The organism is Halorubrum sp. DM2, from assembly GCF_901686465.1.
GTDB lineage: Archaea > Halobacteriota > Halobacteria > Halobacteriales > Haloferacaceae > Halorubrum.
In genome coordinates, this window is sequence record NZ_LR594487.1 from 1820376 (window position 1) to 1844074 (window position 23699).

General features: G+C 68.7%; 25 protein-coding genes and 1 tRNA gene. 11 read left to right on the top strand and 15 right to left on the bottom strand.

Translation table 11 applies throughout. The annotated features are described in order from the left end of the window. Positions 1-2088: a PrkA family serine protein kinase gene (locus tag QOL69_RS09275; protein WP_283402945.1), complete on the bottom strand. Its 2088-nt coding sequence runs from the start codon at positions 2086-2088 to the stop codon at positions 1-3. Between the two features lie 517 nt (positions 2089-2605). Between QOL69_RS09275 and QOL69_RS09280 the strand changes: the two genes are divergently transcribed. Beyond that, entirely contained in the window at positions 2606-3334 is a 729-nt protein-coding gene (locus QOL69_RS09280; RefSeq protein WP_283402946.1) for a DUF1028 domain-containing protein, read from the top strand. 5 nt (positions 3335-3339) lie between these two features. Here QOL69_RS09280 and QOL69_RS09285 read toward each other — a convergent pair whose 3' ends face one another. Then, a complete protein-coding gene (locus tag QOL69_RS09285; protein WP_283402947.1) occupies positions 3340-4200 on the bottom strand; it encodes an endonuclease/exonuclease/phosphatase family protein in 861 nt (286 codons plus the stop codon). A 272-nt stretch (positions 4201-4472) separates the two neighbouring features. Here QOL69_RS09285 and QOL69_RS09290 point away from each other — a divergent pair, with 272 nt between their 5' ends. Then, complete coding sequence (locus QOL69_RS09290; protein WP_048078412.1) at positions 4473-4661, top strand: hypothetical protein; 189 nt, start codon at positions 4473-4475, stop codon at positions 4659-4661. Positions 4662-5205: 544 nt separating this feature from the next. Here the strand turns inward: QOL69_RS09290 and QOL69_RS09295 are convergent. After that, positions 5206-5688: an RNA-binding protein gene (locus tag QOL69_RS09295; RefSeq protein WP_048078413.1), complete on the bottom strand. Its 483-nt coding sequence runs from the start codon at positions 5686-5688 to the stop codon at positions 5206-5208. A gap of 147 nt (positions 5689-5835) precedes the next feature. Here QOL69_RS09295 and QOL69_RS09300 point away from each other — a divergent pair, with 147 nt between their 5' ends. The 3 genes from QOL69_RS09300 (at position 5836) to QOL69_RS09310 (ending at position 7355) form a co-directional block, all read left to right on the top strand. Continuing rightward, positions 5836-6453: a 2Fe-2S iron-sulfur cluster-binding protein gene (locus QOL69_RS09300; protein ID WP_048078414.1), complete on the top strand. Its 618-nt coding sequence runs from the start codon at positions 5836-5838 to the stop codon at positions 6451-6453. A gap of 85 nt (positions 6454-6538) precedes the next feature. Then, positions 6539-6877 carry a hypothetical protein gene (locus QOL69_RS09305; protein ID WP_283402948.1) on the top strand — a complete coding sequence of 113 codons (339 nt, stop codon included), beginning with the start codon at positions 6539-6541 and terminating at the stop codon, positions 6875-6877. Positions 6878-7019: 142 nt separating this feature from the next. Then, positions 7020-7355, top strand: coding sequence for a NifU family protein (locus QOL69_RS09310; RefSeq protein WP_048077536.1), 336 nt, complete (start codon positions 7020-7022; stop codon positions 7353-7355). A gap of 55 nt (positions 7356-7410) precedes the next feature. Here the strand turns inward: QOL69_RS09310 and QOL69_RS09315 are convergent, their stop codons facing one another. From QOL69_RS09315 to QOL69_RS09325, 3 genes are all read right to left on the bottom strand, one after another. Next, complete coding sequence (locus QOL69_RS09315) at positions 7411-11343, bottom strand: glycoside hydrolase family 97 N-terminal domain-containing protein (protein WP_345782480.1); 3933 nt, start codon at positions 11341-11343, stop codon at positions 7411-7413. Positions 11344-11484: 141 nt separating this feature from the next. Beyond that, complete coding sequence (locus QOL69_RS09320; protein WP_283402949.1) at positions 11485-13008, bottom strand: ribonuclease FAU-1 family protein; 1524 nt, start codon at positions 13006-13008, stop codon at positions 11485-11487. Positions 13009-13010: 2 nt separating this feature from the next. Next, positions 13011-13403, bottom strand: a complete 393-nt coding sequence (locus QOL69_RS09325) for a DUF7532 family protein (RefSeq protein ID WP_048077534.1) — start codon at positions 13401-13403, stop codon at positions 13011-13013. Positions 13404-13625: 222 nt separating this feature from the next. On the opposite strand from QOL69_RS09325, the gene QOL69_RS09330 reads away from it, so the two are divergent. After that, positions 13626-14018 carry a hypothetical protein gene (locus QOL69_RS09330; protein ID WP_048077533.1) on the top strand — a complete coding sequence of 131 codons (393 nt, stop codon included), beginning with the start codon at positions 13626-13628 and terminating at the stop codon, positions 14016-14018. Positions 14019-14142: 124 nt separating this feature from the next. On the opposite strand, the gene QOL69_RS09335 is transcribed toward QOL69_RS09330, so the two are convergent. After that, positions 14143-14481 carry a hypothetical protein gene (locus QOL69_RS09335; protein WP_048077532.1) on the bottom strand — a complete coding sequence of 113 codons (339 nt, stop codon included), beginning with the start codon at positions 14479-14481 and terminating at the stop codon, positions 14143-14145. A 213-nt stretch (positions 14482-14694) separates the two neighbouring features. Between QOL69_RS09335 and QOL69_RS09340 the strand changes: the two genes are divergently transcribed. After that, on the top strand, positions 14695-15705 hold the full coding sequence (locus tag QOL69_RS09340) for a PrsW family intramembrane metalloprotease (RefSeq protein ID WP_283402950.1): 1011 nt from the start codon (positions 14695-14697) through the stop codon (positions 15703-15705). A gap of 29 nt (positions 15706-15734) precedes the next feature. Here QOL69_RS09340 and QOL69_RS09345 read toward each other — a convergent pair whose 3' ends face one another. The 4 genes from QOL69_RS09345 to QOL69_RS09360 all read right to left on the bottom strand — a co-directional run bounded on the left by QOL69_RS09345 (position 15735) and on the right by QOL69_RS09360 (position 19095). Next, the gene (locus QOL69_RS09345; RefSeq protein ID WP_283402951.1) at positions 15735-16712 is read right to left on the bottom strand and encodes an ROK family protein; all 978 of its coding nucleotides are present in this window, start codon (positions 16710-16712) and stop codon (positions 15735-15737) included. 90 nt (positions 16713-16802) lie between these two features. Beyond that, positions 16803-17261: a universal stress protein gene (locus tag QOL69_RS09350; RefSeq protein ID WP_048077529.1), complete on the bottom strand. Its 459-nt coding sequence runs from the start codon at positions 17259-17261 to the stop codon at positions 16803-16805. A gap of 224 nt (positions 17262-17485) precedes the next feature. Then, the gene (locus QOL69_RS09355) at positions 17486-17869 is read right to left on the bottom strand and encodes a DUF5611 family protein (RefSeq protein ID WP_283402952.1); all 384 of its coding nucleotides are present in this window, start codon (positions 17867-17869) and stop codon (positions 17486-17488) included. A gap of 107 nt (positions 17870-17976) precedes the next feature. Beyond that, on the bottom strand, positions 17977-19095 hold the full coding sequence (locus tag QOL69_RS09360; RefSeq protein WP_283402953.1) for a DUF7093 family protein: 1119 nt from the start codon (positions 19093-19095) through the stop codon (positions 17977-17979). A gap of 175 nt (positions 19096-19270) precedes the next feature. Here QOL69_RS09360 and QOL69_RS09365 point away from each other — a divergent pair, with 175 nt between their 5' ends. Beyond that, a complete protein-coding gene (locus QOL69_RS09365; protein ID WP_048078418.1) occupies positions 19271-19585 on the top strand; it encodes a 2Fe-2S iron-sulfur cluster-binding protein in 315 nt (104 codons plus the stop codon). A 211-nt stretch (positions 19586-19796) separates the two neighbouring features. Here QOL69_RS09365 and QOL69_RS09370 read toward each other — a convergent pair whose 3' ends face one another. Beyond that, positions 19797-19991: a cold-shock protein gene (locus QOL69_RS09370; protein WP_004599158.1), complete on the bottom strand. Its 195-nt coding sequence runs from the start codon at positions 19989-19991 to the stop codon at positions 19797-19799. Positions 19992-20175: 184 nt separating this feature from the next. Here QOL69_RS09370 and QOL69_RS09375 point away from each other — a divergent pair, with 184 nt between their 5' ends. Further along, entirely contained in the window at positions 20176-20766 is a 591-nt protein-coding gene (locus tag QOL69_RS09375; protein ID WP_283402954.1) for a hypothetical protein, read from the top strand. 52 nt (positions 20767-20818) lie between these two features. Here QOL69_RS09375 and QOL69_RS09380 read toward each other — a convergent pair whose 3' ends face one another. Beyond that, positions 20819-21805 carry a phosphotransferase family protein gene (locus QOL69_RS09380; RefSeq protein WP_283402955.1) on the bottom strand — a complete coding sequence of 329 codons (987 nt, stop codon included), beginning with the start codon at positions 21803-21805 and terminating at the stop codon, positions 20819-20821. Continuing rightward, entirely contained in the window at positions 21802-22503 is a 702-nt protein-coding gene (locus tag QOL69_RS09385; protein WP_283402956.1) for an HAD family hydrolase, read from the bottom strand. Before QOL69_RS09385 ends, QOL69_RS09380 begins: the two co-directional genes overlap by 4 nt. A 60-nt stretch (positions 22504-22563) precedes the next feature. Here QOL69_RS09385 and QOL69_RS09390 point away from each other — a divergent pair, with 60 nt between their 5' ends. Then, positions 22564-22734 (top strand): hypothetical protein, encoded by a 171-nt coding sequence (locus QOL69_RS09390; RefSeq protein ID WP_283402957.1) that lies wholly within the window; start codon positions 22564-22566, stop codon positions 22732-22734. 87 nt (positions 22735-22821) lie between these two features. Continuing rightward, positions 22822-23109, top strand: coding sequence for a zinc ribbon domain-containing protein (locus QOL69_RS09395; protein WP_048077527.1), 288 nt, complete (start codon positions 22822-22824; stop codon positions 23107-23109). 373 nt (positions 23110-23482) lie between these two features. On the opposite strand, the gene QOL69_RS09400 is transcribed toward QOL69_RS09395, so the two are convergent. Beyond that, positions 23483-23556 (bottom strand) — tRNA-Phe (locus QOL69_RS09400). Positions 23557-23699: the final 143 nt, after the last annotated feature.

The window sequence follows — 23699 nt, forward strand, 5'->3', positions numbered from 1 at the left end:
TCAGTCCCCGCCGTCCTCGATCTCCGAGCGCGCGACCGCCGCGCCCGCGTACTCCAACACCTCCGCCGCGCCGTCCTCGGAGTAACCGCGGTCGACTAAGGCCGAAACCCACGCGCTCCGGTCCTCGTCGTCGAGGTCGGTCGCGGACACCAGCGCGGAGAAGTTGATGTTGTGTTTCTTGTCCTCCCAGAGCTTCCGTTCGAGGGCGCGGCGGAGCCGGTCGTTCTCCTGCGGGTCGAAGCCGCGCCCCTCGCGGGCGCGCCGGGAGACCCAGTTCGACACCTCCTGTCTGAAGTCGTCCTTGCGGTCGGAGGGGACGTCGAGCTGTTCCTCCACCGCGCGCAGGAACGTCTCGTCCGGCTCGCTCTCCCGCCCCGTCAGCTCGTCGTCGACGGTGTCGTCGTCGATGTACGCCATCACGTGGTCCATGTACTTCTCGCCCTGTCGACGCAGCTCGTCGACGTCGTACGCCAGCGCGTGGCGCACGTCCTCGATGGCGCGCTCGCGGTACTCCTCGCGGACCCGGTCGAGCAGGCGCTCGTACCGGTCGAGGTCGTCGGCCGCGATCGAGCCGTGGCCGCCGAGGTTCGCCTCGAAGTGATCGAAGACGGACAGCGGCGAGAGGTACCCCCGGTCGCGGTGGGTGGCGTCCATGATCGCCTCGGCGATCTCGTCGCCGACGAACCGCGCCGAGATCCCGTCCATCCCCTCGCCGATATCGGCGGACTCGGCGGCGTCCTCCCGCAGCTTCCGCCGGTCGATCTCCTCGTCTTCCAGCTCGCCGTTGTACGCCTTCGCCTTCTCTAAGAGCGTCACCGTCTCGTCGGTCGGCTCTTCGAGGCGGGTGAGAACGCCGAAGAGGCCGGCCATCTCTAGGGCGTGCGGCTCGACGTGGACGTTGGGCACGTCGGCGTTGGCGAGCATCTTCTCGTAGATCTTCGCCTCCGACTCGTACTCCAACACGTACGGGTAGTCGATCCGCTTCGTGCGGTCGTTGAACGCCTCCATCTTCTCGTCGCCGGTCTTCTCGCGGTACTCCGGCATGTTCGTCCGCCCGACGATCACCTGGTCGATGTCGATCCGGGGGTTGTTCTTCGGCTTGATCGTCGACTCCTGTGAGGCGTGGAGGAAGTCGTAGAGGAACTCCCGCTGGAGCTTGAGAAGCTCCTCGCCGGAGAACAGCCCGCGGTTAGCGTTACAGAACGCGCCGGCGTAATCGAACGCGCGCGGGTCGGACTCGCCGTAGACGGCGAGTTTCGCGTAGTTGACGTCGCCGGTCAGCTCCGTCTCGTCTTGGTTCTTCTTGTCCTTCGGTTCGAACGTCTCGATACACTCCCGGCGGTTCTCGTCGGCGACGAGCCGGACGACCTCGACGTGTTCGTCGAGCACGCGTTCGAGGTCGTCGTCGTACTGTGCGAGCAGTTCGTTCAGGTAGAACTCCGAGGCCGGGTCGGGGTGCTGGTCGTTCCGCAGCGTGTACGGCGCGTCGAGCCGCTCGTTGAGGTCGTCGACGACGGCCTGTCGCTGCGCCTTCGGGAGGAGCACGAGCGGATCTTGGCTCATCGGCGAGCGGACAATGTCGTCGTCCGGGTCCTGGTCGTCGATCACCGAACAGAGGTCGACCCAGCGGAAGGTGTACATCCGGCCGTCGTCCTCGCGGGTGTACGCCTCGAAGTAGCGGCGCACGAGGTAATCGAAGTGCGACTTCCCGGAGCCGACCGGCCCGAGCAGGAGCTTGATCCGCTTTTCGGGACCGAGTCCGCGCGCGCCGGACTTCACCTTGTTGACGAACTCGTGGATCGCCTCGTGGACCTCGCGGCCGTAGAAGACGTTCTCGCCGTCGTGGAGCGGGTCCTCGGCGGCGAGGGCGTACTCGACGACGCCGCGTTCCTCGTCGTAGTGGGTCCCGTAGTGGTCGAACATGTCCGCGACGCGCTGGTGGGCGTTCCGGGCGATCCGCGGGTCGTCGTACAGCGCGTCGAGGTACCAGTCGAACGATCGCGCCGCTCTGAGGTCGTCCGGGACCTCCGTCCGGTACTCCTCGCTGAGCCGTTCGAGCGTGTGTCGTTCCGCGGTGGTGTCTGCCATCGTATCACGTTCGCTCGGAGTGGGCGGCGTTGCCGGCGTTCGACGCGGCCGACGGAGCCGTCGCTCTCCGTGCGCGTGTCAACGTCTCGTCGAGCCGCGAGCAGCGCGTCGTCGGCGTGCGTTTCGGTGCCGGTTGTCGCTTCGCCCGTATCCGAGGCTATATATGTGAGAGGGATTGTCACGGATAAGTATGTCGGCAGTTGACATCCAACATGACCCGATCGCCGCCGTCGCCGTCGCCGGATCCGCCCCGGTCGGTGACGGTCCGTCGGCCGGGTTTATCCGAGGTTCGTGAGATCGACGGCGGGGGTGACCGCGAGACCGACCTGAACGGCTCGCGCGCGTCGCCCGGAAGATACGGCTCGCGCGCGCCGCTCTGCGACGCGTCCTCTGACCGGGCGGCAGTTCGCGAGAGGGATCGACCGGGAGGGCCGTCGCTCGGACGGACAGCCGTTCTGGAACCGGAATCATCGGCCCCGGGGCCCACCCTTTTGCGGCCCGCCGACGCAGTACGCGTGTGACGTTCAGCATCTGCGTTCGCGAGCGGTACACCGACGAGGACGGCGACGACCAGACCCGGTTCGGCGTGGCGGTGACCACCCGACTGCCGGGCGTGGGCACGCTCTGCCCGTTCGCGTCGTCCGACGGGGCGGTGGCGACCCAGTCGCTCGTCAACGTCGAACTGGGGCGGAAGGGGATCGAGTACCTCGGTGACGGGCTCGCGGTCGACGACGCCTTACGGGCCCTCCTGAACGCCGACGAGGGGAGCGCCGAGCGCCAGCTCCACGGCGTCGACGCCGACGGGACGTTCGCGTTCTCCGGCGACGAGTGTAACGACTGGTACGGCCATCTGGAGGGGCAAAACTACACCGTTGCGGGCAACCTCCTCACCGGCGAAGACGTGATCGAGGACGTCGCGGCCGCCTACGAGTCCGACGCGCACGGCGACGCGCCGCTCGCCGAGCGGCTGATCGACGCCCTCGCGGCGGGCCACGCGGCGGGCGGCGACAAGCGCGAGGACCTCGAAGTCCAGTCCGCGGCGCTGCTCGTGCGGAACACCGAGGCGGAGGCCGACGACCCGTACTACAACGACCTCCGCGTCGACGCGAGCGAGACGCCCGTGGCCGACCTCCGCGAGACGTACGAGACCGCCAAGCGCGGCTACGAGACGATCTTAGAGAAGTACGCCGAGGAGGAGGAGCAGGACGCGACCGAAGACGAGACGGCGGGGAACGACGCGGAGTAACTCCCCTACGGCGACAGCCGCGCGAGGATCGGCAGGTGGTCGGAGGGGTATCGCCCGCGGTCGTCCCGGTCCGCGAGCGTCGCGAACGCCTCGACCGAGAGCGCCGGCGAGACGAGCGCGTGGTCGATCCGCCGCCCGTCGATCAGGCGAGCGAAGTCGGTGAGACTCGTCTCCGGGCCGTGGCGGAGGTCGGCGGCGACCGCCGCGTCGCGGAGCTCGAGCCCGTCTCGGTCGGCCGGGTCCGCGGCGGGTTCGTCGTCGAGCTCCGGGTCGTCCCCGACGAGGATCCGGTGCGGATCGGAGCCGGGCGTACAGTTGAAGTCGCCGACGAGGACGGTCGCGATCGGTCCGTCCGGGATCGGTCCGTCGGCGTCGTCGCCCGCCGTGGCCGCTATCTCCGGTATCCGCTCGCGGAGCAGGCGCGCGGACTCGCGCCGCGCGCGGGCGCTCACGTGGTCGAAGTGCGTGTTGACGACGAGGAGCGCGTCGCCGCCGACCGCCCGGACCCGCGCCCACGTTGCGATCCGCGGATACGACGCGTCCCAGCCGGTCGAGGGCTCCGCGGGCGTCTCGGAGAGCCAGAACGTGTCGCTGTCGACGACCTCCCAGCGGTCGCTTCGGACCGCGATCGGACAGCCTTCGCCCTCGCCGTCGGCCTCGCGGCCGCGCCCGACGAACTCGTACTCCGGGAGCCGCTCGCGGAGGTCGCGGCGCTGGTCCGGCAGCGGCTCCTGAAACGCGGCGACGTCGGGCCGGTGGAAGCGGACGAGTCGCCCGACCGCGTCGCGGCGGTCGTGCCAGGCGTCGTGGTGGTCGCCGCGGTTGGCGTAGCGGACGTTGTAGCTCAGCACCCGGATCCCGGTCATTACGTCTGGCGTCGCGGGCGAGGCGATTAAATCTCGTGGAGTGCGCGCGGAACTGTCGTCGACGTCTCGCTCGCTCGGCTGTACGTACTCATTCGGCCCTGTTGAAATCCTTCATCCTTGATAGGAACCGTGTGCTGAATACAACGCGCGTATCTTGCACGGTAGAGACAGGTGTCGTTATCACTAGGTCGGTCAGCATATAGGACATACAGATCGACCTATCAACAGCTGTTTGATAAAGATTCATATGCTGACAATATCTGATATTATGTATGAGCGAAGATGAAAATCCGTTGCTCATGGTCCACCTCCGTTCGATTCGTACCGCTATTGTTGGGTTAGCGCTCGCGGTTCTTACAACGGGGCTTATTATTTCAGGGGACTCACTGGATTTTCCGTTTCTCATCTTCTCTCTGTTCGTCTGCCTATACGCATTTGTGCCGCCCTTCATTCGTGCTTGAAGGCCAACCAAACTCAGCTATTGACCAACTGATTGTCCTACAATGGCATCAGATCACTTGTGGTCCACACTGCTGCATTGATACTCTATATTCAGCACGACAGCAGAAACATATCATAAATTGATCATTTCAACAGAGCCAATTCGTTGTAAACTACGATCGACACGAACAGCGCCGAAGCCCCAGCCGGGAGGCGGGCGCACGCTCGCTGCGCTCCTCACTCTGTCGCGTTGCTCCCTCGTTGCGGTGCTGCCGTCGTCATCAGAACGCGGAGCGTTCTGATTGGCTCACGAGAGCTTTGCTCTCGTGAACGCCTCCGCCCGCCTCCCGGCTGCCCCTTCGAGTCCCACCCGACCGCACAGCACCTCACGCCTCCCCAGCCTCGTCGCCGGTCCTCCGCTTCGCTTCGGACCGCCGACTCCCTCGCGCGGTGCTCCTCGCGCCCTTAAAAGGGCGCTCGGAGGCGCGCGCCACCGCACAGCACATTCTCTTATAAGGGATCGTTGCCGTCGCTTGCGACGCTTAAAAACGGGGGCTCGGCCGCTCAGACGGAGAACTCGTAGAGGTCGTCGCCAACGTGATGGATCGACTCGACGACCTTCCCGCTGTCGCCGACCATCTCGTCGCCGTCGACCAGCGCGCGGCCGACCGCGAGCACCTTCCCGTGGGTCTCCTCGGCGACGACGACCAGGTCCCCGCCGCGGATCTCCGGGTCGGCCTCGACGATGCCGGGACGCATCACGTCCGCGCCGTCGGAGACGAACGAGATAGCGCCCGCGTCGACGGTGACGACGCCCGTCTCCGGGTCGAAGTCGTTCGCGCCGCGGACGGTGAGGAACGGCTCGTCGTCGTCGACGTAGAAGACGGCGGGGTCGCCGTCGACCAAGACGAGTTCGTAGCCGGCGTCGACGAACTCGACGAACTCGAACGTCTCGCCGTCGATGTCGACCCCGAGGTGATCGGCGACCGCCTCGCGGATCGCCGTGATCTCGTCGCTCCGGAGGTGATGCCGGGATTTCACTTCCATGCCCGTCCCGTCGACCGCTCGGCCGATAAATGGACCGCTCCACAGCGTGGCCGTTCGGTGGCGGCCGGCCGCTCCACCCTTCGGACCCGGTCTCACCCCGTTGGACCGATCAAAACGGCCTTAAACCACCTCTCCATACCCACGTGTATGTTTGGCCCACTGGCGATCGTGGCGATCACGAGGATCGTGAGCCTGCCCGCGATCGCGCTCGCGGCGGTCGCGACGCTGCTCGTCCTCCTCGTCACCTCCGTGAAGGGAACGGGGTGGGAACCCACGACCGACATCTCCGAGGAAGTGCTCGAACACCGCGCGTCCGCGGTTCCGGAGACGGAGTTCCCCGAACCCGGTAACCGCGCGGTCGGCGGCGGCGGTGGCGGCGCGGGCGCGATCCCGGCCGGTGCCGACGGCGAGGAGGGCGAACTCGAAGAGGGCGGCACCGTCAGCTCCGGTCCCGGCGACATCCCCGAAGACGAGGTGGAGTACTTCGAGGTCGAGTTCGTCAAACAGGGCGAGACGGTCGAGCTCTCGAACGACCAGCCCATCCTCGAACAGGGCGAAGACGAGGGGTGGGATCTCCCGTACGCCTGCCGGCAGGGACAGTGCGTTTCCTGTGCCGGACGTATCGCCGACGGTCCCTCCGAGGACTTCGTCGAACACGACAACCAGCAGATGCTCGAAGAGGCCGAAATCGACGACGGCTACACGCTCACCTGCGTCGCCTACCCCCGCGACTCCTTCAGCATCGAGACCGGCGAAGCGCCGTAGCCCCGCCGCGTTTCGCTGTACGTACCCCTCCCCGCGCTGCGCCCGCTCGCGACACCCTTTTTCGCGTCTCGCTCCAACCGATCCCATGTCCGTCACTACGGCGGTCGTCGCCGCCGGCGGCGGCGTCGCCGTCGCCCTGATCGCCGCGGCCGTCTACCGCGACGCCGTCCGCGTCGGCGTCGACCTCGGGTCCCCGGCGCTGTGGGCCGCGCTCGTCGTCCTCACCGGCGGCGCGAGCGTCGTCACCGCGATTCTCGTTCCCGACGCGCCCCTGCCTGGCGTCCTCGTATTGACCGCGTTCGGCCCGCTCCTGTACCTGCTCGAACGCGACGACTCGATGCGCGGCGGCGACGCCGCGGACCCCACGCGGCTCCCGAGCCAGTCGGAGGAGTCGCCCGACGGGAGCGACGAGCCGGACCGATAGCGGCCTCGCGCCCGCTCGCCGCGCCCGCTCGCGGCCCGTCCGGGCGCGTTCCCGCCTCATCGACGGTGACACAGTTCCTTTCTCGCTTGCTCGCGGTTCCTAAACCGCAACTTTCCATATCGTCGGGAGCGAAGGGAAGGTAATGAGCGACGAGAGCGACGAGAGCCTCGCGGACCGGGTCGAGCGGTGGATGGTCGGGCAGATGCCGATCATCCAGATGCACGGCGGCACGAGCGTCGTGCGCGAGGCGGACCCCGACACCGGCGAGGTCGTCGTCGAACTCGGTGGCACCTGCTCCGGCTGCGGCATCTCTAACATCACCGCCGACAACATCCGTCGCGACCTAATCTTAGACTTCGACGAGGTCGACGACGTGACGGTGCGGACGGCCTCCTCCGGTGACAACGGCGCGTCCACCGTCGAGGGCGGCCGCGGCGGCGAACTCAAACACGAGACCGAGTCCGCGAACCACTTCTGAGCGCGGCGGGCCGACCCCGTCCCGCCCCACTCGCTTTTGCCTCCTCTTTTTCCCCCTACAGCGGCGTGAACGGCAGCGACGCCGGCGAGTCCGGGCCGTAATCGAGCGCGTCCGCCTGCGAGACGCCCTCGGGCGTGATCAGGTCTATGATCTGCGGCGCGTTGTCGGCCGCACCCTCACGGGCACCGCCGAAGACGTAATCCCGTGCGTCGACCTCGACCGCCCGCAGGCTGCCGCGGTCCTCCGAGCCGACGACCGGCAGCACCTCCCAGCCGGAGAGGTCGCCGCCGACCGTCGACTTCGGTATCGAGACGACGGCCGTGTTCGCGTCGAAGCTGACGAACACCTCCGGCGTGCCGAGGGTCGCTCCGTCGCCGTCCGTGACCCCGCTTCCGAAGCCGCTCGCGTCGACCCGACACTGCCACGGGTCGGCGAACTCGGCGGTGAGTCCGATGTCGTCGAGCGACGCCGTCCGCCCGCCGTCAGCCTCGGGGTCGCGCAGGTACACGAGGAAGTAGTGCGGCGAGAACTCGCCGCCGAACGTGTCGTACAGGTTCTCCACCTCGAAGGCGAACCGATACTCGTCGTCGGTCTCGTACGTGCGGAACGCGCGCAGGTCGAACGCGCCCGCTTCGAACGCGTCGGCGGTCGGATACACGTACTCGCCGGGGCCGTCGTCGTCGCCGGCGGGATCGGTCAGTTCGGCGACGAGGTCGCCGGGAACGACGGTGACGGTGTTGGCGGCGAGTTCGGCTCCGCTCTCAGCCTCGCGCACGACGACATCGAAGGTACCGAACCCGGGGTTTCGGAACCCGAGTTCGACGGTCTCGTTCGTCGCGTTCGGCGGGAGACGGACGATGTCGCGCGAGGCGACCTCACCGTCGATCGACACCTCCACGGCCGTGCCGCCGACGAACGGGGCGTCGTTCGACCCGGTCGCGGTGAGGAGGGGGTCACCGAGGACCACCTCGTCGGCGATCTCGATCTCCAGTTCCTGCTCCGGCCGTTCGTACTCGGGGAGCCGGTTGATCTCGCGGCCCTGAGCCGGGCGCAGTCTGACCGCGGTCCCCCCGCTCGGGGCCAGCGACGCCAACAGGGTCGAACTCGGCGTGACGACCGCCTCGTCGATGCGGACCCCGGTCGGGTCGACGTCGACGCCGGTACCGACGGCGTCCGAGTGGATCTCGGCGACGTACTTGGGACCGTTTCGGCCGTTGCCGTTTCCGTTCCCGTTTCCACGTCCGTTGCCGCGGCTGTTTCCATTTCCGTTGCCGCGTCCGTTGCCGCTGCCGCGTCCGTTGCCGTTCCCGTTACCCCGACCCGGCGTGCCGCCGGAGTTGCCGGGAGCGAGGAAGTCGAGCGGCACGTCGACCGTCCGCCCGTCGCCGTCGGTCATGACGCCGAGGTACCACTCGTCGCCGTGGCGGCGGGCGATCGCGAGGTACTCGCCGATCGCGGAGCCGACGACGCGGGTCTCGTCCCAGCCGGCGGCCGGGACCGACTCGATGAAGCCGAACTCCGGCTCGGCGTCGAAGTTCTCGTTTTCGGGTTCGTACCCCTCGTACTCGGCCGGGATCGGTGACGGCTCGCCGGGCCCGGTGACCGCGACGGCGTTGAGGTTGAACCCGCCGACATCGCCGCCGAAGCCGCCGTCGCCGTCGTCGTAGTCCAGTTCGATCGCGACCTCGTTGTCGCCGGCCGCCAGTTCGACCTCGGTCGTGAACACCTGCCAGTCGTCCCAGTAGTCGGTGAAGGGCGGCTCGATCGTCCGCGCCTCGTCGTTGACGCGCAGGGTCGCGCGCGGCCCGCCGGCGTCGATCACGCGGCCGGCGTTCTCCTCGGCGTCGCTCGCGTACCGGAGGTGGAGGTCGTAGGTCCCGGCGCTCGGCACGTCCTCGACCGTGAAGGCGACCGACGATCCGCTCGGGGCGCGGTTGGGGTCGACGGCGACGAAGTTGGTCCCGAACGCGTTCCGCCACGAGTCGTCGGTGACCAGTCCGTCGCGGTCGCCGGCGGCGGCGTGGAGGCCCTCGCCGGCCGCGAACGTCTCGTCGACGTACCCCTCGATCCGGTCGGCCGCCATCTGGAGGCCGCTGAGGTACGTCGGGTACATCGCGAGCTGTTTCGCCCGCGTCGTCTGGATCTGGTCGCCGCGGTCGTCGCCGAAGGTGATGTCGAAGATCCCCGGCTGGAAGCTCACGGGACCGGCGAGGTTCCGCGTGAACGGGAGCGTGACGTGGTGATCGCGGCCGACGTTCGACCCGAGCTGGCCGAACCCGTCGTACTCCTGAGCCTTGACGACCTCGCGGTTCGCCACGTTCGGGTAGGTGCGGATCTCGCCGGTCGGCTTGATCCCCTCGTGGATCTCCAGCAGCTGGCGGTTCGCGGCGGCCTCCCGGATCACCAGCCGGTGGTGGTTCACCGCGAGCTGGTTGTGCTGGTTGTGGGTCGGCTCCGCGCCGTCGCCGTCGATGCCGAGGCCCGGGTCCGAGACGTAGCCGTTCTTGATCGAGTTGATCCCCGTCTCGTCGTAGCCCGTGAACACGTCCTCGTCGAGGATCGCCGACTCGTACCCCGGGAGGTTCCCGGCGGTCTCGTTGTGGATCGTCATCTCGACCGGATCCGGGAGCCCGGCACCGAAGTCGGTCACCTCGCGCACGTCGAAGTCCGGGTAGGAGTCGTCGACGCCGAATCCGAATCCGGTCCCGTCGCCGGGATAGGTGTCCCACCCCTCGTTCCACCCCTCGACGAGGACCCCGTCGATCCCGTTCTCGCTCGCGAAGCGCATGTACCGCTTCATCCGCTCGGTGCGGGCCCCGTGAACGTAGGCGGCCGGATTTCCGCCCCCGCCCGCGACCGCGTCGTCGGTCTTGTACTCCCAGTTCGCCTGCCCCGCGATCATCGTCCACCAGATCCCGACGTACTTGCGCGGCTCGATCCAGTCGGTGTCGGGTTCGCCCCCCGCTCCCGCCGGTAGCGCCTCCTCGTCGAGCGGGTCGGAGAGCAGCGGGACCAGCTGCGACTCGATCAGCTCGCCCGGCCGCTCGACGACCTGAATCGTCCGCCACGGCGTCGCCGCCGGGAGTTCCAACGATGCCTTGCTCCCCTCGGGCAGCGGCGTGAGCTCGGTCGCGAACGCGGTCTCCCCGTCGTCGTCCCGCGGCGCGAGCGTCGCGGCCGCGTAGTCGTCGAGGTTCGCCTCGTGGACGCTCAGGTACGCGTCGCCCGCGTCCACCGTGAGCGGCGTGTGCGCGCCGGTCCGGACCTGCGTGTCGGTCGGTCGCGTCGTCCGCGTTCCCCCCGGGATCTCCGAGAGCGGCGTCTCGCTGTACTCCTGTTCGAACCGCGGGTTCGTCACCTCGTTGCGGATCCACCACGCGTCGTAGTCGTCCGCGAAGTCGACGCCGGTGTTCTCAGAGACGACCACCGCCCGGCCTTGGTTGCTCGCGAACCCCTCGCCGAGGACGACCCGGAGCCCGATCCCGTCGTCGAAGACGCGGACCTGAAGGGTCGCCGTCCGGCCGCCGCCTTCGGAGCCGTCGGTCGCGTCCGCGAGCCCGACGCTGAGGGCGTTGTACTCGGCCGAGACCTCGTCGTACGCGCCCCACACCGGCTCCCACTCCTCGGTCGCGGACTCGCGTTCGGTCCCCGTGACGCTCACCGAACCGTCGTCGCCCGCGGCGCTCGCCCCGAACGCCGACTGGTTCCTGAAGTCGAACCCGAGCGTCGACGGCCCGACGTACGTCGCCCCGGCGCGCGCGACCTCGTAGGTCGGGACCCCGTCGCTGACCTCGACGGTGACGGATATCGATCCGTCCGGGGACTCCACCGTCTGAACCGGGTCGTCCGCGTCGTTGGCTATCCGCGCGGCGTCGTCGGCGGCGACGGTCCCCGAGTAGCCCGCCGCGGCCACCAGCGCCCCCACGCTCCCGAGGAAGCCGCGTCGCGTCGCTCCGTCAAATGATTGCTGTGATCGTTTCTCACGCATTCCGTCCGCACCGTATATACGATGAACAATAATGCTATTGTAACGAAACGAAGTGATTGGATTTCGAAACGAGCGAGTCGATCGGTCGACGCGGGGTGGCACTCTCTCGTCGCAGGCGGGCGGTACCTCGCCGCGACTGCCCTACAGCGCGTTCTCCAGCGCCGACGCGACGCTCCGCGCCTTCTCGGCGAGCGGCTCCGGGGTGTAACCCGCCGCGACCGACTCGTCTAACGCGTCGTCGTCGACGCGCTCCACGCTCCCGTCGGGTCGTTTCACCACGTCGACGTGGAGGTCCACGTAGCGGGCCGCGTCCGGGAACACCTCCACCGGCGTACAGACGTTGACGTACGTCCCGCGGACGGTCCCGTCTCGGCCGCGGTAGGTGGTCGGGTACCACCAGCGGCCCTCCTTCAGGCTCGTCTCGGCGACGTCGCCCGCCTCGCGGTCGACGCCCAGCCCGTCGTAGGTCCCGCCGCCGGTCATCTCGCGTTCGACGGTGACACCGCCGTCGGCGTCGACCTCGGTGACCGTCCCCTCGCCGAGGGTGATCAGCCGACCGTCGGGCTTCCCGTGGTCGATCCGGAGCGCGTCGCCCTCGCGCGGGCCGAACGCGTCGCTCACGACCGCGAACGGGAACGCCGCGTCGGGGTCGGGCTCGCAGAGCGCCTCCGCGAGGTCCACCCCGGCCGAGGCGTCCGACGACCCCGCCTTCACGCGGTGGTGGCCCGGCATCGTCGCGGTCGCGGTCCGGCGCGCGTCGTCGAGCCCGAACCGGCTCTCGCGGCCGAACCAGACCCAGATGCCGGCGTTCGGTGCGGCGGTCGGCGCGTCGCGGAGCCGGGACCGGTCGTCGAGGACGCCCAGCCCCTCCCCGTCGGTCTCGTCGTCGCCCACGCCTTCGCCGCCGGCCGCCCCGTTCCCCTCCCCGGGTCCGGTCGCCGCGCGCAGCGCCTCCGCGGCGTCGACCGCCGCGTCGAGTCCGGCGGTCAGCGCCTCCGTGTCGGCGTCGACGGCCGGGGGCTGCCACACCGCCCGCCAACCAGCCGGCGGTTCGAGGTCGAGCAGGTCGAGCATCCCCGACAGCTCCCGGGCGGCCTCCTCGTTCCGCACGTCGACCCGCGTCCCCGACCCCGGTTCGAGCGCGACGAGGTCGCCGCCGACCCGGAGCTCCCCCGACAGCTCGGGGCGGCGGTCGGTCCACGGTGCCGCCGACGCGCGCACCTGAACGCGGACGGGGTCGTCCGTCTCCACGCGGGCGTCGACGTCGCCGTACGGGAGGTAGCCCTCTTGGGTCCCCGCGGGCGCGCCCGCCCCTTCGACCTCGTCGCCGACGCGGAGCCGGACCACCGCGCCGCCGCCGAGCGTCTCCGTCACCTCGCCGTCGAGGACGGTCCCGGGCGGAGTCAGGTCCGGCCACGCGAGCGCGTCGCGGCCCGCGTCGGTCATCAGGTCCCGGACCGCCTCGACCGCGTCCGGACCGCCGCTCGCGCCGACGCCCTGTCGGTCCGCGCTCGTCTCGACCCGGACCTCGGGCGGGTCGGTTCCGAACGCGGCGTCGAACCGCCGCCGGATCGGCGGCGAGGCGTCGACCACCTCGTGGCCCGCGTCGAGCAGGCGCGCGGTGAGCGCCGTCGAGTAGATGCCGCGGACCCGGACCCGCGACATCGTCACAGCGCCTCGCGATCGCGCGCGAACCGCACTCGGTCGTTCACTGTGTCGCCGAGCGCGAGTTCGACGAGAACGGGCTCGGCGTTATCGTCTTCGCGGAGTACTCGCCCACCCTCCACCGGGACGCCCCAGCCGTCGAGCGAGAGGTAGCCCCGGAGGTCGCTCCCATGGGTGAACAGGTCGACGTCGGCGGTCGGGTGTTCCTGGATGTCGGTCGCGCTGTGGGCCATCTCCATGTCCGAGTACACCGGTCCGTCGCCCGCGAAGAAGTCGGTCAGCGCCTCGGCGTCCGCCGCGACCAACTCCGCGACGCGGTCCGAGACCGCGGCGATCTCGTCGGTCTCCAGCCCGGCCTCGCGGAGTGCGCGCTGGGTCCGCTGGTCGAAGTGCATACTCCGGCGTTCGGGTGCCGCGGTTTCAACTCTGTCGGCTCCGCTGAACTCCGGTTTTCGGATATGCCCGTCTGTGAAACGGCCGGTCGCTGGAAACTGCCAACTATACGGAACGTACAATATATCTGTGTTTCCTAGATATCAAACTCACGTAATTCCGAATGTCAATGGCAATGAGACGTGGTTGAACGCTTATCATTGAGGGGAAAGTTACTCCGGTAGATGACAGTGGTTCCAACGGAGTGGAGTGAGCCGGATTCTCGGCTAGGCGTCTACTATGAACTCCTCTGGATAGGGCTGGCAATTCTCGGCTTCGGTGCGGTCGCGTACTGGGAACCGTTCTCAATCACTGTCTCGATCACGCCACAACGACTTGCCGGCGCGACAACCCTCGGAGTGGCTCTCGGAATCGCTGTGACGTACGGCTCATTTGTGAGCGAGCGGTCCCAACGACTCTGGGAAAATTCCCGCATTCGGTTCGCTGGCCTGTTCATATTCGTCATGGGTGTCCAACTTGGACTCAATGTTGCCCCCACGTGGACGGTACTTACGATGCTAGCGCTACTTTTCACACTCATACCGCTTCGCGTCGCCATCTACTTTCGTATGCGGTAAGCCCTACAGCTAATCGCAAGTGGCTCGCCCGTAGTTAGCAGTTGATCGCCGCATCGAGGAGGGGTCGGAACGTCTCCGGCTCGATGGAGTACAACTGTCGATAAGTAGGGTTGCGAACACACCGTTACAGATCATGTTTTGAGGGATCACAAAGTGCGATACGCGCCTCTTCGGCGGAGACGGTGAATATCACGACGTCCAAGCCGTGTTCAGTGGCGATATTGCGTATCCTTTCGGGGGCGTTTTCTGGAGCAGCATCCACGGTACCACCGTTCCACGATAACGCGTCGAGAATTCGTATCCAAAGTGTCTGATTCTCGTGTTTCAATCCTCCCTCGCGTGGGATTTTACCGGATACCCACTCACCGGACAGCCCCGACACAGCCGTATCGCCGCTATCGAACTTGAATCCAGAATAGCCCGCCTCTTCGAGTTCCTGTATCACGCGCTCCCAGTCCGTCATTAACCGTCCAATCGAACAATACGGGGATAAATATGTAGTCCATACTGAACGAGACGTACTTTACCGGTATTCCCCGCCAGCGAGTCAACCCTTATCACCGGGACCACTCTGCCGTCGCTGGAGGTCTGCGGATCCGGCCGCTCGCCTCGCGTTCCCCGAGTCCGACCCTCCCGTCGGCAATCGATTAAGTCACCGGGGGATCTAACGGGACCCATGCCAGCAGACGAGGACCCGATCGCGTCCCGGGCCGACGACGACCGCGACCTCTACGACGTCGCGACGTGGGAGGAGCGGACCTCCCTCGACGGGCTGTCGGTCGCGCTCCACTGGTTCGTCACCCGGTCGGCGAAGGCCGCGGTCGTGCTCGTCGCACTCGTCGGACTCCTCGCGATCCTCGGCTCGTTCGGGATCGGGCTGCTCTTTGACCCCGCGATCGCGATCCTCCTCGGGCTCTCCGTGATCCCCGCGCTCGGCTTGGCCGCGTACGTGTACGTCTCCGACGTGACGACCGCGGAGCCGCTGTCGCTGCTCGTCGCCACGTTCCTGTTGTCGATCCTGACCGCGACGTTCGCCGCGGTCCTCAACAGCGAGCTTCAGCCCTTCTTCCGCCCGCTCGGCTTCCCGGGACTCGTGCTCTTTTTTTTCCTGATCGTCGGGCCGGTCGAGGAGTCCGTGAAGCTGCTCGCGGTGCGGCTGTACGCGTACACCGACGCCCGGTTCGACGCCGTCATCGACGGGGCCGTCTACGGTGCCATCGCCGGCCTCGGCTTCGTCGTCATCGAGAACCTCGTGTACATCGCCCAGAACGTCGACCTCGGGGAGCTGACGGTCGGGATCGCGGCGCTCGGCGCGGGCGACGGCATCGCCGCGCTCCGGGCGCTCGCCGGACCGGGCCACGTGATCTACTCGGCGTTCGCGGGCTACTACCTCGGGCTGGCGAAGTTCAACCCCGGGAACCGCGGCCCAATCGTCGTGAAGGGGCTCGTGCTTGCGGCCGCGATCCACGGGCTGTACAATACCCTCGTCGGCCCGGTGACGGGGATCGCCTCGGGGCTGTTCGGCGTCCCGCAGGTGCTCGCGCTGTTCGGGTTCGTCCTCGTCTTCCAGGGCGCGTTCGGCTACGTCCTCCTCCGGAAGATCCGGCGCTACCGCGACGCGTACCTCGACACGCGCGACGCGGTCGACCCCGACGTCGAGCCGGAGCTGGACGAGTTCGAGCAGTAGCCGAGCCACCGCACCCTCCGCCCCTCCCGTCAGGGCGGACTCTCGACCCGCGAGCGGTCGCCGGTCCCGCCCGTCAGCGCGCTCGCGAGCGCTCCCTTCACCACCACCTCGTCGCCGAGGTCGGTGAGCCGCACCTCCGGGACGTTGATGAACACCATCTCCGGGAGCTTCTCGCGGATCGGATCGAGGACGCGCTCGGGGTTGTTGAGCGCCACCGCGCCGCCGATCGTCACGACCAGCGGGGCGTACGCGTGGATGACGTTGGCGATGCCCATGGCGTTCCAGTGGGCGACCTGATCGATCACGTGGTCGGCGAAGGTGTCCTCGTCCGCCGCCTCGAACACGTCGACCGCGGAGAAGTCGGGGTCCTCGACCGGGAGGCTCGTCTCGATCGGGTCCTCCTCGTACAGCTCGCGGGCGTAGTGCGGGATGTTGTTGCCCGAGCAGTACCCCTCCCAGTGGCCGTCGAGCCCGCAGCCGCAGGTCATGAACCCGTGCGGGTCGACGGTCATGTGGCCGACCTCGCCGGCGTTGCCGTCCCACCCCGAGAGCACGTTGCCGTCGACGGCGACCCCCGCGCCGATCCCCGAGGAGATGGTGAGATACACCATGTCGTCGGGATTGCGCTCGGAGTGGAACCGCTCGCCGATGACGCCCGCGATGGTGTCGTTGTGGAGGTACACCTCGTCGGTGTCGAGCAGCCGGCCGACCGGGCCGACGAGCGGGATGCGCTCGACGGTGTCCGGGAGGTTCGCCGGTCCCTGAACGACCCCCTCCGCTAAGTCGAGCGGGCCGATCGAGCCGATCCCGGCCGCGACCGGCTCGCTCGGCGCGATCCCCGCCTCCGTACAGGCCCCTCGGATCACCTCCAAGACGGCCTCCGTGACGGCGATGCCGTTCGGCCCCCGCGGAGTGGCCCGCGACGCGGAACCGAGGATCGCCGCGGTCTCGTCGCCGACGACCGCTCGGACGTTCGTCGCCCCGAGATCGACGCCCACGTAGTACATCGGGTGTAAGCGCGGACCCGTCTCACTTAAGCGGGACGCTTCGCGCGGTCGAGCGAGGGTAAAGAACTAGATCGCTTCCGCGAAACCGCCTTACGACGCGGTCTCGCGGACGAACGTCACCGGACACGGGGCCGACAGCATGACCTCCTGTGCGACGCTGCCGAAGACGGCCTTCCCGGTCGGGGAGCGCCGTCGTCCGCCGACGAAAACGCGGTCGGCTCCGAGACTGTCGGCGGTCTCGATGACCTCGTCGGCGAGGTCGCCGACCGCGCCACGGACCGAGTGCCGCACGCCCGCCTCCGAGAGCGCCTTCGAGAGCGCGCGAGTCGTCGCGTGCCGCTCCGCGACGGCGTCGGGCGTCGAGCCTTCGCTCCCCCGTTCGACGCCCAGTTTCTCCCGGATCCCGTCGAACTCCGACTCGTCGAACACGTGGGTCAACACGACCTCGGCGTCCGCCGGCTCCGCGACCGCGATTATCTCGTTCGCGAGCCGTTTCGCGCGCTTCTCGTCCTCGGTACCAACCGCCAGTACGACTGTCTCGATGCTCATACATGCCTTTCGTCTCCTCGTGACTTAAAAACATCGGAATTTTAACTCAAATCCGAATAAACATTTAGTCGATCGATCCTGACAGTCCGGCGCTGCCGACGCCGTCACCTTTGACCGATTCCGGTCGGACGGACGCATCGCTGTCGAAGCGAAACTCTGTCTCGGCAGTCGGCGACGAGCGTGACCGCGGGGAACCGTTCAGTAACAGGCGCGTCGAGAACCGTTCAGTAGTCGGGGGCGTCGTCCTCGACTTCGCGCTTCAGCGAGTCGCGGCGGGACTTCGCGTCGCGACCGGTCGCCTCCAGCAAGAACTCGTTTTTCGCGTCGACGGCGTCGGCGGCGGCGTCGGCGTCCCCGTCGGCGATGACCTCCTCCGCGGGCCGCTCCTCGAAGTGGACCGCCAGCTTGTCCTTCTTGCCCCCGTACTCGGCGGCCCCCGCGACGATCCGCTTGAACACCGGGTTGTCGGGGTCCCCGACGACGTACAGTTCGTGGCCGTCGTACTCCTCGGTGCCGGTGACCTCGCCGAAGTACTCCTCGATGGACCCCTTCAGGTCCGGCATTCGGTCGTCCAGATGCTCGCCGCGGCGCATCTTGTACTGCTTCATGCCGCGACCGTTCGACAGGCCGGCGTAAACCAGTTTCGTCACGCCCGTTCGGGGGGTTCGGCCGCCGACGCGCCCCTTTTATCACGACTACCGTCGTCGTCGCTCGACTACCGCGGGCGTTCGTCGACGTACCCGCGCTTACACTCGGGACAGATGTCGCCCGCGCGCATGGAGTTCCCGTCTGCTGCCCGAACCATGCCGCATTCCGGGCAGTAGTACTCTGTCGGCTCGTCCCCGCCAGCGGTCTCCAGATCCGGGCTCTCGCCGCGGGTGATCCCGGTTCCGCCCTCGCCGCCGGCGTCGAACGAGACCGCCTCCGCGTCGTCGGGGGACTCGACGTACTCCGTCTCCGCCGACCTCGCCGACTCCGCGTCCCCTTCCACCGCCTCAGGCGCGAGTCCCCCGCCGAACTCGACGTCGGCCTCTCTGCCTTCGCCGACCTCCGCGCTGAACCCCTCGTCTTCGCCCCCGTGATCCGGCCAGGCGGTCTGGTCGTCCCCCTCGGCGTCCTCCTCGTCGACCGACGGCCACGCCCCCCGTTCACGGTCATCGAGCGACTCCTCCTCCTCGTCGAGGATCACGCCGTCGTCGGTCTCCGCGTCCGATTCGTCGGTCGACGCGGACTCCGGACCGGCGTCGGCCGCGGCCGAGCCGCCGGCTTCCGCTCCCTCGCCCGCGTCCAGCAGCTCCGCCTCCTCCTCTGCCCGGTCCGGTCCCCGCGACGGCTCCGACTCGTTCGCGGGGTCCGACCGGTCGGGCGCGCCCGTCGGCGCGTCGACGGCTTCTGGTTCCGGTCCGGTCTCGGCCGGGTCGGTCTCCCCGTCGTCGGACGGTCCTTCGCCGAGGATCACCGCGTCGTCGCTCCCGGCCCCCGGCTCCTCGTCGAGCGTGATCCCATCGTCGGCGCTCGCGTCGCCCGCGTCGACGCCGCCGGCGTCGACCTCCGGGGCGTCGGTCCGGCCCGGTGTCGCCGACGGTCCGCCCACGGTCCCGGGGTCGGCTTCGCTCGCCGGGTCGGCTCCGCCGGCCGCGTTCGCGGCGGCCTCGTCGGCCAACTGCTCCATCGTCGTCACTTCGGTATTCTCGCTGACGATCTGCGTCTCGCCGCAGCGAGCGCAGGTCTTCACCTCCTTGACGGTCGTGACGACCTCGTCGCCGTCCTCCTCGCGTTCCCGCTGGAGTTCGGGTTCGCCGAAGTCGTGTCCGAGCAGACACCTGAGTCCCATTGTGCCACCCTGCGGTGCCGAGGGTAAAAAACGCCCCGTCGGCGTCCGACGCTCGGCACACGACGGTCTCGGGGCGAGGCAGACTGTTCCGGGGCGACGCGGCCGCATCTCGGCGGTTCGATCCTCGGCCACGGGACACAGGCTCTTTGTGGATCGCCGCTGTACCGTGACGCACATGCCTACCGTATCCTATCAGGGCGAGGAGATCGAGTGCGAGAAGGGCGCAGTCTTACGCGACGTACTCAAGGAGGCCGGTCTGTCGGTCTACAACGGGAAGATGGAGCAGCTCAACTGTCGCGGTGCCGGGTCGTGCGGCTCCTGTGCGGTCCAAGTCGACGGCGAGGTCAGCGAGCCGGGCAAAAAGGAGCGCGCCCGCCTCTGGTTCCCGCCGCACCACCCGAACCACGACGTCCGCCTCGCCTGTCAGACAAAGGTCGAGGGCGACGTCGAGGTGACGAAGGGCCGCGGCCTCTTCGGCCAGCACATCTGAGCGGGCGGGGCGACCGCTCGACGCGATTCTTGATTCAGCAACTAACACTCCTCTCCGTCACGAACGAGGCACGCGCTACGAGCGGTGCGCTGGTCGGGAATAAAATACGGCCGCGGCGGACGTGAGCCCGCGACGCGGACGAAAACGCTTGGTACCGTGTGTCAGAGTCGCGTTCGGCGTCAGCCGGACCGACCCACCTTCTCGGATCGGCTTACTGCCGAACGACGTTGGTCGCGCGGGGGCCCTTCTCGGAGGACTCGATGTCGAACTCGAGCTCCTGGCCCTCTTCGAGGTCCGGGCCGCCGACGTCTTCCATGTGGAAGAACACGTCGTCGTCCGCGTCGTCAGTCTCAATAAATCCGTAGCCGCCAGTGTCGTTGAAGAAATCAACCTTTCCGGTCGCCATTGCGAATAGAGAGATGCCCCGTTCGGGCATAAGGATTGCGAGGGTACAGTTACCACGTGGCTCTGGGAACGGGATCTTCGAAAAATGCCGTTGTACGGGTCTGAAACGACTGTAGGGCGGTTTTCGACGTTCGCCCTACCGATTCCCTCGATGTCTGCTGCGGATCCCTCCGACGCCGAGGTTTATGACTCCGGCCGCGAAAGCGTCGCCCGTGTCCCACGCACACGGTGCCGACGGCCCCGCCTTGACGCTCCGCGAGAACGGTCCCGCCCTGCTGGTCCCCGCGGCGTGGGGCGTCGCCGCGGGAGCGGTCCTCGGCGTCGTCTCCGCGCACGCGCTGTTCGTCGCGCACGTCGTCATGAGCGCCCTACTCGTCGCCTTCGTTGTTGCCTCGTGGCGCGACATGGCGACCGGCGTCCTCCGGGCGTGGAAGCTGGTGATCCTCGCCGGGACGCCGGTCACGCTCGCGGGCGTCGCCGGGTTCCTCGCCCGCGACGGGACCGTTCCGGCGCTCGCGGCCGCCCTCCCGGCCGACGCGGCGCTCGCCGTCGCCTTCTACGGCTGGATGCTGCTGCCCGCCCCCGCGTTCGTCTACACGGGCCTCCGCGACCCGGAGATCTCGCGCTCGATTATCCACTACGCCGCGGCCGCGTGTTCCGTCGTCGGGGCCGGCGTCGCCGCCCTCGCGGCCTCCGCGACCGGCACCGTCGCCGGCATCGCGCTCGTCGGCGTCGGCCAGACGGCGGGGATCCTCGCGGCGACCGCGCTGTACTGACGGGCGACCGCCGAGGTGCGCTCCCAGTCGCCAGCCGCGTCTCGGTCCCGCCTCACTCCCTCGTTCCGTCGAGCGCGCGCCGGAGCGCGCGCCGGTGGAACGCGACTGCCTCCTCCCGGTCGACCGGCGGGTACCGCGGGTTCGTCACCACGCCCTCGCCGTCGACGACGGCGCTCGCGACGGCCGCCACGCGGTACGCGCGCCCGCCCGGCGGCAGTGAGCGAACCGACCCGTAGCCGTCGCGGAACGCCCGGCGGAGCGGTTCGGTCTCGCCCCCCGGCACGTACCAGTCGACCACCAGGTGTTCCGCCTTGGCGACCGACACGCCCGGCGGCGCGGCGAGCGGAGCCTCCCAGTCGAGGACGGCCGTCACCGCGCCGTCCGCGACGAGCGCGTTCCCGGGGCGGAAGTCCCACGGGAACAGCCGCGGCGCGGCGTCGGTCTCGGTCGGCTCCCGGAGGACCTCGTCGAGCGCGTCGCGGAGGTCGTCGAACTCGGCCGGGAGCCGCTCGGTGTGTCGCTCGCCGAACCCCCGGAGCCAGTCCGCGGCGTCGATCGGATTCCGGACGGACAGCCGGGAGTCACGCCCGCGCGCCGCCTCCGCCCTCGTCTCCGCGCGCTCCGCGACTCCGAGTCGCCCGCAGCGGGGGAACCGGAACGCCTCGTGGACCTCGGCGAGGTACCGCCCGAACGCCCGCGCTACCGCCCGTCGGTCCGCCGGACCGAGTTCGACGAACGCCTCGTGGAGGTCCCGCCCCTCGACCAGCGGCGTGACCATCCACCCCGTCCCGTCGACGACGCCGTCGCCCAGCGGGCAGGGGACGGGAACGCCCGTCCGCTCGCCGACCGCCGCCAGCAGCGCCGCCTCGGTCCGGATCGCTTCCGGTGTCGAGGAGTACTGAACGACGACCGGATCGGCCGCGTCGAACCGTATCACCTCCGTCCGCTTCCGGTTTCCCCGGCCCAGCGGCTCGACGCTCGCCGGCGTCGCTCCCGGCCGCGTCTCGGCGAGGGCTCGCTCGCGGACCGCGTCGCTCACGCGTCGGCCTCCGTTTCGGGCTCGGGATCACACCGTAGGAGCGCCGCGAGTTCGTCCAGCGAGTCGAGGACGTAGTCCGGGCGGTACGGGGCCGCCGCGTCGTCGGGATCGGCCCGCAGCCAGGCCGACCGGAGGCCGGCGTTGTGCGCGCCGGCGACGTCGTACGAGAGCGAGTTCCCGACGTACAGCATCTCTCCGGGGTCGACCGACAGGGCGGTCGTCAGGCGGTCGAACGGCTCGACGTGGGGCTTCCGGCGCGGCAGGTCGCCCGCGTACACGATCGCGTCGACGCGGTCGGCGAGACCGAGCGCCTCGACCTTTGCCCGCTGCCGCCGCTCGGGACCGTTCGTGAGGATCCCCACGGGACCTGCCGCCGCCGCGACCGACAGCGCGTCGACCGCGCCCGGGAGGTACGCGACCCGCGAGTCGTCCGCGACCGCCTCGAACGCCTCGGCGAGCGCAATCGGGTCGACGTTGCGGCCGTGTTGTGCCGCCAACCGCGCGAATCCCGCCCCGAGGTAGCCGACGCGGTCGTCCGGGTCCGGCGCGCCGTCGAGGAGCGGCCACAGCTCATCCGGCTCGCCGAACGGCTCGACGCCAGCCGCCTCGAACGCCCGGCGGTACAGCGCGGTCACGTCGTGGTCGTGGCGGCACAGCGTGTCGTCGAGGTCGAACGCGACCGCCGCGAACCGGCTCATACGGGATCGAACGCCCCGCGCGGCGAAGTCCGTTTCGGCGACGCGCCCGTACCCCCGCCGATGCCCGACCCCGAGGACACCCACGACTGCGAGACCTGCGGTGCGACCGTCGCCGTTGCGGACGCCCGCCGCTCCGAGCCGCTCGGCGACCTCGACCCCGGAACGTGGCAGACGCTGAACTGCCCGCGCTGCGGCGACCGGCTCGCGACCGTGTTCGTCGGCGACGAGTGACCTGCCGCCGCCTGACCGGCTCTGACACCCGACTGAACCTCATGCTAACACCCAACACTATCTACGGCTCCGGCCCGTACCCGCCGCATGGTCGACTTCGGCACGGTCTACTTGATCGCGACCGGCGCGGCGCTGCTGTTCGCGCTCGGCGTCGGGCTCCGAGTCCTCGCCGGGGTATTCCGGGACGGTCGCGAGCGCAGCCGAAAGCGGCGCGAGGGGGAGGTCGAGCGCTACACCGAGGACCCCGTCTACGACCGCGACCCGCCGGACGCAGACGCAGGGGGACAGCGGATCTGTCCACAGTGCGGCGCGGAGAACGCGTCCGAGTTCGTGTACTGCTCCGAGTGTGCGGCACCGCTCGGTCCGAATCCGTGACTGGAGCCGCGTTGACTGACCGAGCCCGCCCGAGAGGACAGGGGCAGTTCGATCGATAGGCGAAACTCTCGAATCTAAACCGTGCGAAAAAGCCATCCCGCCTCCCCGATTTGGACTCGCCGAGACGGCCGATCTCGCTGCGCTCGGTCGCTGCGACTCGCCCGCTCAAATCGGGTCGGGAGCATTTATACTGCTCACTGTTCGGTCGCTCCGCTCCCTCACGAGTTCGCAGGAAAATGCCGCCTCCCCGATTTGAACGCCGGAAGACTTCGCTGCGCTCGTCTTCCGAGCCCCCGCTCGCTCCGCTCGCGGGGACGGGGGACAGCTCGATCTTCAGTCGGAACTCTCGAACTTGAATCGTACCGAAAAACTATGCCGCCTCCCCGATTTGAACGGGGGACAGCTCGATCTTCAGTCGAGTGCTCTCCCAGTCTGAGCTAAGGCGGCTCGCACTCGAAGTAACGCCGAATCGGGACAAAAGGATTTCGAAAGACTGCGGCTCGATCGCCGGACCGCCCCCATCTCTCCCCTCGATTGCGGACGTGCCCGCCGAAACCGGTCGATTTCACCGCTGCTTGCAGGCGACGGAG

Excerpts from the sequence above, each read along its gene's own strand:
- QOL69_RS09315 (WP_345782480.1), bottom strand. The coding sequence starts at position 11,343 with ATGCGTGAGAAACGATCACAGCAATCATTTGACGGAGCGACGCGACGC.
- QOL69_RS09375 (WP_283402954.1), top strand. The coding sequence starts at position 20,176 with ATGACTCCGGCCGCGAAAGCGTCGCCCGTGTCCCACGCACACGGTGCC.
- QOL69_RS09345 (WP_283402951.1), bottom strand. The coding sequence starts at position 16,712 with ATGTACTACGTGGGCGTCGATCTCGGGGCGACGAACGTCCGAGCGGTC.
- QOL69_RS09365 (WP_048078418.1), top strand. The coding sequence starts at position 19,271 with ATGCCTACCGTATCCTATCAGGGCGAGGAGATCGAGTGCGAGAAGGGC.
- QOL69_RS09320 (WP_283402949.1), bottom strand. The coding sequence starts at position 13,008 with ATGTCGCGGGTCCGGGTCCGCGGCATCTACTCGACGGCGCTCACCGCG.
- QOL69_RS09335 (WP_048077532.1), bottom strand. The coding sequence starts at position 14,481 with ATGACGGACTGGGAGCGCGTGATACAGGAACTCGAAGAGGCGGGCTAT.
- QOL69_RS09295 (WP_048078413.1), bottom strand. The coding sequence starts at position 5,688 with ATGGAAGTGAAATCCCGGCATCACCTCCGGAGCGACGAGATCACGGCG.
- QOL69_RS09305 (WP_283402948.1), top strand. The coding sequence starts at position 6,539 with ATGTCCGTCACTACGGCGGTCGTCGCCGCCGGCGGCGGCGTCGCCGTC.
- QOL69_RS09310 (WP_048077536.1), top strand. The coding sequence starts at position 7,020 with ATGAGCGACGAGAGCGACGAGAGCCTCGCGGACCGGGTCGAGCGGTGG.
- QOL69_RS09360 (WP_283402953.1), bottom strand. The coding sequence starts at position 19,095 with ATGGGACTCAGGTGTCTGCTCGGACACGACTTCGGCGAACCCGAACTC.
- QOL69_RS09355 (WP_283402952.1), bottom strand. The coding sequence starts at position 17,869 with ATGAAGCAGTACAAGATGCGCCGCGGCGAGCATCTGGACGACCGAATG.
- QOL69_RS09275 (WP_283402945.1), bottom strand. The coding sequence starts at position 2,088 with ATGGCAGACACCACCGCGGAACGACACACGCTCGAACGGCTCAGCGAG.
- QOL69_RS09385 (WP_283402956.1), bottom strand. The coding sequence starts at position 22,503 with ATGAGCCGGTTCGCGGCGGTCGCGTTCGACCTCGACGACACGCTGTGC.
- QOL69_RS09350 (WP_048077529.1), bottom strand. The coding sequence starts at position 17,261 with ATGAGCATCGAGACAGTCGTACTGGCGGTTGGTACCGAGGACGAGAAG.
- QOL69_RS09325 (WP_048077534.1), bottom strand. The coding sequence starts at position 13,403 with ATGCACTTCGACCAGCGGACCCAGCGCGCACTCCGCGAGGCCGGGCTG.
- QOL69_RS09395 (WP_048077527.1), top strand. The coding sequence starts at position 22,822 with ATGGTCGACTTCGGCACGGTCTACTTGATCGCGACCGGCGCGGCGCTG.
- QOL69_RS09300 (WP_048078414.1), top strand. The coding sequence starts at position 5,836 with ATGTTTGGCCCACTGGCGATCGTGGCGATCACGAGGATCGTGAGCCTG.
- QOL69_RS09330 (WP_048077533.1), top strand. The coding sequence starts at position 13,626 with ATGACAGTGGTTCCAACGGAGTGGAGTGAGCCGGATTCTCGGCTAGGC.
- QOL69_RS09390 (WP_283402957.1), top strand. The coding sequence starts at position 22,564 with ATGCCCGACCCCGAGGACACCCACGACTGCGAGACCTGCGGTGCGACC.
- QOL69_RS09290 (WP_048078412.1), top strand. The coding sequence starts at position 4,473 with ATGAGCGAAGATGAAAATCCGTTGCTCATGGTCCACCTCCGTTCGATT.
- QOL69_RS09370 (WP_004599158.1), bottom strand. The coding sequence starts at position 19,991 with ATGGCGACCGGAAAGGTTGATTTCTTCAACGACACTGGCGGCTACGGA.
- QOL69_RS09340 (WP_283402950.1), top strand. The coding sequence starts at position 14,695 with ATGCCAGCAGACGAGGACCCGATCGCGTCCCGGGCCGACGACGACCGC.
- QOL69_RS09285 (WP_283402947.1), bottom strand. The coding sequence starts at position 4,200 with ATGACCGGGATCCGGGTGCTGAGCTACAACGTCCGCTACGCCAACCGC.